Consider the following 7,200-nt stretch of genomic DNA (forward strand, 5'->3'; position numbering starts at 1 on the left):
TGCATTGGATTTCAGACGCGCTGCGCCTGCAGCCAGGCCTGGAACATGAGGATGTCCCAGAGGTAGAAGTGCCAGTTGCGGGTGCCGCTGAGGTGTTCCTGCCACTTTTGGCGGATGGGGGCGGGGTGGAAGAAGCCTTCGCGTTTGAGGCGTGACTCGCTGAGCAGATCCTCCGCCCATTCGCGCAGGGGGCCGCGCAGCCAGATTTCTAATGGAATGCCAAAGCCTTGCTTGGGGCGGTCGATCATGGCCTTGGGCACGTGGCGGTAGAGCGTTTCGCGCATGAGCCATTTGCCTTTGCCATCGCGCACTTTCATGGAATACGGGATGGTCCAGGCGAACTCGATGAGGTTGGTGTCGAGCAGCGGGATGCGGCCTTCGAGACTGACGCCCATGGCGGCGCGGTCCACTTTGGTGAGGATGTCGCCGGGCAGGTAGGTCTCCATGTCGAGATACATCATGCGGTGGGTGAAGTCACTCACGCGCGGCCATGCCTTGGTGTTGGTGATGGCGGTGACGGGATCTTTGCCGTCGATGACGATGTCCGTGGGCTTTTTCCAGTAGGACATGAGGTTGAGATAGAGCGTCTCCATGCCGGGTGCGGCGACGACTTCGGCAAGTTTGTGCAATTTATCACCGACGGGAATGTGGCGCTTGCTCTTGGGCAGGAGCTTGGAGCCGATGCTGTTCATCACGCCTGCGGGCATGACGGTGAGCGCGGCTGCTGCCATCTTTTTCACGGCGGGGGGCATCCAGGCGAATTTGCTGTGGAGGCTGCGGCCCATGGCGTAGCGTTCGTAGCCGCCGAAGAGTTCATCGCCTGCATCGCCGCTGAGGGCCACGGTGACGTGCTGCTTCGCCATCTTGCAGACGAGGTGCGTGGGAATCTGCGAGTAGTCGGCAAACGGCTCGTCGTAGAGCGCGGGCAGTTGCGGGATCACATTCAGCGCGTCCTCACCGGTGACGTACATTTCGGTGTGCTCGGTGCCGAGGTGCTTGGCCACGCTCTTGGCGATCTCAGCCTCGTTGTACTGCTTCTCATGAAAGCCGATGGTGAAGGTGCGTACGGGGCGGGCGCTCTGCTTCTGCATCATCGCGACGATGAGGGAGGAATCGATGCCGCCGCTCAAGAAAGCGCCGAGTGGCACGTCGGAGACCATGCGCATGCCCACGGCTTTCTTGAGCATGGACTCAAAGGTGTCGATGGCCTCGGCTTCGGTGCCGGTGAAGGGATTGTCGAGGCCGCGTTCGACGACGTGCGGCAGGCTCCAGTAGTAGCCGGGCTGCGGGCGCTCGGAGGGAGCTTTGAAGCTCAGCATCGCAGCGGGTGGCAGCTTTTTGAAACCCTGATAGATGCAGAGCGGATCGGGGATGTAATTGAAGCGCAGCAGGGCGGTGAGTGCTTCACGATCCACGGCGGCATTGAAGCCGGGGAAGCGCTGGATGGCCTTTAGCTCGGAGGCGAAGACAAACGTCTCACCGATCCAGCCGTAGTAGAGGGGCTTTTCGCCCATGCGATCGCGGGCGAGGTGCAGCATGCGTTCCTGCTTGTCCCACACGGCAAAAGCAAACATGCCGTTGAAGCGTTGGGTGGCTGCAATGACACCCCATTGGCGAAAGGCGGCGAGCATGATCTCGGTGTCGGAGTGACCGCGCCAGGTGTGGCCGAGGGGTTCGAGTTCGGCGCGCAGATCCTGGAAGTTGTAGATCTCGCCATTGAACACGATGACGAAGCGGCCATCGGCGCTGTTCATCGGCTGATGGCCGAGCGGTGAGAGATCGAGAATGGAAAGGCGGCGATGGCCCAGGGCGATGCCGCTGGATGAGTCAACCCAGGCGCCGGAGTCATCGGGGCCGCGCAGGATGATGGCGTCTGTCATCGCAGTGACGATGGCGTTCATCTCGTGCGCGGGGCACGCTGAGGGAGGATTGAAGAAACCAGCGATGCCGCACATGGATCAGGGATGGGGAAGGGGGGATTCGAGAGGATGCGGCACCGGGGCTACGGGGGCTGCGGCGGATTCGTGAGATGAATTCAACAAGGCGGCGAATTTTTGCAGGACGCTCTCGATGGAGAACTGCTGCTCGATGCGTGTGCGTGCGGCGGGATCTTGAGTGATGCCGGATTCGAGCAATTCGATGCAGGCTTTGGCAAGCGCAGCGGGATCGCCCGGCGGCACCAGGTGGCCGGCCTCACCGGTGACCCAGCGGGTGTCGCCGATGTCGGTGGCGACGACGGGAACAGCGCAGGCCATGGCTTCGCCGACGACGTTGGGAAAGCCTTCGCCAAAGGCGGAGGAGGAGACCGCGATGTTGAGCGAGGCGGTGAGTTGGGGCAGATCGTGGCGTTCGCCAAGGAGCTGGATGTTGGCGGGAACGTCGAGTGTTTCGGTGTCTGCACCAACGATGATGAACTGCGTGTCAGGGCGTTTTTCCGCGATGAGTTTCGCAGCGGCGATGAAGGTGGCGTAATCCTTCATGGGGGCATTGCGGCCAAAGCGACCGATGCGGCCGGGGACTGGCTTGCCGGGCTGCCATTTGGCGAGATCAAAGCCGTTTGGAATGAGCTGCGTTTTGCTGGAGCGGAAGCCAATGGCCTCATGCTGACGAGCACCCGTCTGCGTGTTGTAGGTGATGCGCTGCGGCAGCCTGGACAGCTTGGCGAGAGCACGGATGACGAGTGCGGAGCCGCGTTTTTCGTGCTTCAGATCGTAGAGGCTCTGGCGCACGTTCCAGATGATGGGCACGCGTTTGAAACGCATGAAGCGTGCGAGCACGGCGGCGAAACAACCATGGTACATCCAGCCCATGAGCACATCCGCGCGGGTCTGCCGGACCACTTTGAACAAGCGCCACAGGGAGCTCAGCGTGGGTTTGCCGGCGGGCATGTCGAGGCTGTGGACTTCGATGCCGGCCTCGCGCAACGCGGTGGCGTGTTTGCCGCCTGCGGTGAGGGAGATGACGACGTGCTGAAACTGCGGCAGGCCGCGAATGAGCTGGACCAGCATCATCTCCGCGCCGCCGCTGCCGAGGCCGGTGGTGAGCCACAGCACCTTTTTGGAAAGCAGGCGGCTGGTGCGCTCGATGAGCCTGGCCACGCTGAATTCATCCACGATGCGCTGACGTGGGTTGTGCGGCTGGAAGGCGAGCATGCATTGGGCGAGCGCGGTGTGATCACCGACGGGGAAGACCTGCGTTTTGTCGCCGATGATCCAGGCGCTGTCGCCGACGTTGCTGGCGATGCAGGGCACGCCGCAGGCCATGGCTTCGCCAATGACGTTGGAGAAGCCTTCGCCAAAGGCGCTGGAATTTACGAGGCAGTCGAACTTCGCATACACGGCAGGCATGTCGTGCTGCGCGGGCAGCCAGGTCACGCGGTCGGCGAGTCCGAGTCTGGCGGAGAGGTCGCGCATCTGCTGCTCGTAGGCGGCATCACCCGAGCCGACGATGATGAACCTGGCATGCGGATCGAGGGCTGCGGCAGCGAGGAAGGTGGCGTGGTCCTTCATCGGGTTCATGCGACCGACGAGGCCGAAGGTGAGGACCTCGTTCTGAGTGCGCGGCTGCGGCTTGAAGCGCTCGGTGTCGATGCCGTTTGGGATGACATGCATCCTCGTGAGCGGATAACCACGGGCGGCGTAGTAGTCGCGCCCGGCCTGCGAGTTGCAGAGGATGAGATCGGCGAAGCGGGCGAGGAGGCAGTTCAGGCGGAAGCTTGCCTTGCTGAGCATGCCCCAGAGGTGCGCGTCGGATTGGGAATCGCGCACGCCCCAGACGATGCGCGGGAAGCCGCAGAAGGGCTTCAGGAACAGCGCCATGAGATTGGACTCCGCGAGGTAACCGTGGAGCACCTCGGGGCGGACGCTGCATGCTGCTTTGATAAGGCGGATGAAAAAGCCGGCGAGATCCCAGCGGCTCTTTTTGCCAATGCAGATCGTCTGCACTCCGCCTGCCTCGAGTTCCGCACGAAAGGCACCGTCGTAGAAATGCAGCACGCTGACCTCGTGGCCTGCGCGAACGAGGCCGCCCGCGAGAAGCACGAGCTGACGCTGGGCGCCGCCGTGGCCGAGATCACGAATGATGAAGGCGATCTTCATGACTGCGGCAGCGGGGAGTGGGGCGTGGCCTGTGTCTTGGGAGGCGCGGAGAGAACGAGGCGGAAGCGGCCGGAGTATACCAGATTGCAGCAGACGGCGGCGGCGAACCAGTAGTGCGGGGATTCGACAAGAATCTGGCTGCAGGGGATGAACAGCCACAGCGGGACGAGGCAGTAGAAACCACGCATCTTGAGCATGAAGCAGCGGACGGTCAGCATCAGCAGGCCGCCTATGTAGAGCAGCACGCCGGGGATGCCGATGTCGATCCAGAGGGAGACGATTTGATTGTGCGGCTTCCAGATGCTGGTGCCCGCGCCGGTGCCATGGCCCCAGAGCGGCTTTTTACCGGCGGCCTCCCAGCCGTCCTGCAGATCCTTGCCGCGTTCGGGAGATTTGATGCGCTCGAAGTCGAGTTCGTAGATGGCCTTGAGACGGTCCGTGGTGTCCTTGTTGGTCATGATCCCGACCTTGGTGGACGACTGGGCCAGGATCGCCACGCCACCGATTGCGAGAGGAACGCTGATGGCGACCAGGAGCAGCATGCCCATGAAGTGCTGGCGCAGGTTCCCAATGATGTAGCAGAGCATCAGGCAGGAGTACACCGCCATGCCGCTGCGGCTGAGGGTGAGGGCGATGGCCGGTGAGACGAAGCCGATGAGCGCGACGTTCCACCAGAAGCGGGGATTCAGCGTGAAGATGACCGAGAGCATCAGCGTGATGATGATCGGCGGGTCGTTGGGGTCGTCCGGGAAGCCGGCCATGCGGCCAGGAATGCGCGTGAAGGAGCGGAAGCCCAGCCATTCGTAATACACGCAGCCTGCGGAGAGCACGGCGGTGCAAACGGCAGCCCACATGGCCACACGCCGCCATGGCTCCGTGGAAAGCAGCAGCACGGTGGTGAAAGTCACGAGGAAGTTCGAGAGCAGGGACATCACCACCACGCTGTGATCCCCCAGGGCGGTGATGGTGAAGCGTTGCAGAAATGCGGCATCGAGCACGCGCAGCAGCGGCACGATCAGCATCAAAAAAGCGGGCGGGCAGATGCTGGGCTTGTTCAGCAGAGACATCACTCCGGCACCGGCGAGCGTGAGCAGGGTGTAGTCGCGCGGTTTGAAGGGAATGACGCCCGCTCCATCCGCCCAGTACAGGGCCTTGGTCATGGCGGGCACCAGCAGCGCGAGCGCGGCCAGGAGGAGAAACTTCACCAGACGCTCGCGGCGTTTCGCGGCGATCTGCATGTAGGCCGGCATCATGGGGGCGGCGTTCATGCGGCCTCCTTTCGGCGGATCACCAGCAGGCAGGTGCCGCAGGTGGCGAGGGCGCAGATGCAATGCACGATGGTGGTGGAAAGCGCGATGCCCGCAGCACCCAGATGGCGCATGAAGAGCCAGTTGAGCGAAGCATTGAGAAAGAGGGCGCTGAACGCGATGGTGAGCATGTAACGCGAGGCCTGCAAGGAGATGACGATCCGTGCGGCCACGGTGCCGAGAATGTAGAAGGGAATCTGGAAGGCCGCGTAGCGCAGCACCTCGGCCACACGCTGGGTGTCCTGCGGGCCAAAGGCGCCGCGTTCAAACAAGATGCGGACGATCCAGGGGGCGAGAAAGCACATGGCCAGCGTCATGGGCAGCGAGGCGCTGACGATGATCCCGGCGCTGGCGAAGAGCCGCTTGCGCAGGCCGTTCCAATCGCGGCGTGCGACGAGCTCGGCGAAGTGGGGGAAGAGCACGTCCGAGGCGGGTCCGGCGGTGACGGCGAGGACGATGGCGCAGACTTTATCCGAATAGCCCAGCACGGCCACAGAGCCGGCGGTGAGCCATGCGGCCATGGTTTGATCCACCACCACTGCACTGCCAAAGGCAACACCGCCGATGAGGAACGGCACGGCATTGCGCAGCACCACGCGCAGTCCCGGCTCCCGATGGCGCAGGGAGCAGCGCCACCAGCTCAGACGGCGCGGCAGGCGGCGAATGATGGCCACCAGCAGCACCGCAAGATGCGCCACTGCACCCCAGACCGTGCCGGAGACGAGCGTCCAGGCATTGACCTGATTTCCAGCAAGCAGCAATGCGATGACGATGCCGAGGGGGACGAGCATCGGTGCGGAGGCCGCCAGCAGAAAGGTCTTCCCGGCACGCAGCCAGGCGCCGAGGTGCTGGGCCACGCCAAAGCAGAGCAGGAAGGGGAGCAGGCCGCGCAGCAGGCTCACGGCGAGCGCCTGCTTGGCAGGCTCGAAGCCTTTCGTCGTCCATGCGACCACCGAGGGAGCCGCCAGAGCCAGCAGGCCGCCGCAGATGAGCAACGCCGCGAAATGCGATGCGACGCTCTGAAGCCCAAGGCGATAGGCACGGCGCAGGCCCCGGCGCTCGCGCAGTTCGGCGTAGGCGGGCACGAAGGATTCGGGGATGCCGCCGCCCAGCACCGAGCCGATGAAGGTGTAAAAGCCGAAGACGAGCATGAAGGCGTCCAGCTCGCTGGCGGTGCCGAGTTTGTTGGCGACGAGGGCGTCCTTGGCGAAGGCGACGATCTTGCCGACCATCGTGAGCAGGGCCACCAGCAGAAAGCCCGAGACCATGGCCGATCCGGCCCCGCGTGCGAGCAAGGCACGAAGGGGGGCTGGTAGGACGAGGCGGATTGCAGGCATTCTACTAAACTATAAACACCATAAAACGATTGGGCAAACTTGAGGTCGGGATATTTAGGGGGGGATTCGGGGGAGGACAGGTGGTTTTTACTCGTTCTCCAGCAGGGGTTTAAAGCGTGTTTTAAGGGGCTTGGGCGCGTCGTGATGGGCTGGGCTGTCTTTGTATTGATGGGTGGTGAAAGGCGCGCGGAAGGCGGGCTGGAGGGGCTGGGAGGTGGGGCGGAACGTAGGTTGGGCGTGTTTGGCGTGCCGGGCTTTCTGATGCTCCCATGCGCCCTTCGCCAAACCGCCCGACTTCGAGGGTGCTCGCAGGCTGAGGCGTTTGCGGTGCGCTGCCAGATGGGCGCTTTTAGGAAAGGGGGGCGCGGCTGGGCCGACGGGCGATGCTGGGACGAAGGATTCTACGGACGCGGCCAAAGCCTCCCAACCAACCCAGAGGGTGAGCGCCGCGGGGAGGGG

4 protein-coding genes and 1 pseudogene are annotated in these 7,200 nt (G+C 63.4%); all 5 read right to left on the minus strand.

The features are described 5' to 3' along the window. Positions 1-11: 11 nt before the first annotated feature. Entirely contained in the window at positions 12-1,955 is a 1,944-nt protein-coding gene (gene asnB, locus ACIREA_RS03290; protein ID WP_397380517.1) for an asparagine synthase (glutamine-hydrolyzing), read from the minus strand. 3 nt (positions 1,956-1,958) lie between these two features. Next, entirely contained in the window at positions 1,959-4,097 is a 2,139-nt protein-coding gene (locus ACIREA_RS03295) for a glycosyltransferase (protein WP_397380519.1), read from the minus strand. Further along, positions 4,094-5,365 (minus strand): O-antigen ligase family protein, encoded by a 1,272-nt coding sequence (locus tag ACIREA_RS03300; protein ID WP_397380521.1) that lies wholly within the window; start codon positions 5,363-5,365, stop codon positions 4,094-4,096. The genes ACIREA_RS03295 and ACIREA_RS03300 overlap by 4 nt, the downstream gene beginning before the upstream one ends. After that, a complete protein-coding gene (murJ, locus tag ACIREA_RS03305) occupies positions 5,362-6,741 on the minus strand; it encodes a murein biosynthesis integral membrane protein MurJ (protein ID WP_397380523.1) in 1,380 nt (459 codons plus the stop codon). The genes ACIREA_RS03300 and murJ overlap by 4 nt, the downstream gene beginning before the upstream one ends. 87 nt (positions 6,742-6,828) lie before the next feature. Then, a pseudogene (locus ACIREA_RS03310) lies at positions 6,829-7,200 on the minus strand (hypothetical protein); the annotation flags it as partial.

The organism is Prosthecobacter sp. (assembly GCF_044373815.1).
Taxonomy (GTDB): Bacteria; Verrucomicrobiota; Verrucomicrobiia; order Verrucomicrobiales; family Verrucomicrobiaceae; genus Prosthecobacter.